Raw genomic sequence first — 269 nt, forward strand, 5'->3', positions numbered from 1 at the left:
TACGGTGCGTCAAGTCATCGAAAGCCTTATTGAGCCGGCGTATTTCAGCATGAGTCAGAAGTTCGCCGCGGGCCACCTGGTCACGCGCGCTGGTGAGAAGGCCTTCAAGAATCTGCAGACGCGTTTGAGTTCTGTTGGGCAGCCTTTCGAGGCGAGACTGGGCATTGATGATCGTCGCGGCGAAATCCAGGCTATTTGCGGTTGGACATTTGTTGGTTTCTTGAACGACTTCCACTTTTCCAGCCTTAATTGTAGATCAATACGAGGAT

At 52.0% G+C, this 269-nt stretch carries 1 protein-coding gene; it reads right to left on the minus strand.

Translation table 11 applies throughout. The annotated features are described in order from the left end of the window. The coding region (locus MRBLMC3_RS21155) for a hypothetical protein (RefSeq protein ID WP_363832124.1) at positions 1 to 235 on the minus strand (235 nt) is incomplete at its 3' end. Positions 236 to 269 lie beyond the last annotated feature (34 nt).

The sequence above is a fragment of the Sphingobium sp. LMC3-1-1.1 genome (assembly GCF_040676285.1).
Taxonomy (GTDB): domain Bacteria; phylum Pseudomonadota; class Alphaproteobacteria; order Sphingomonadales; family Sphingomonadaceae; genus Sphingobium.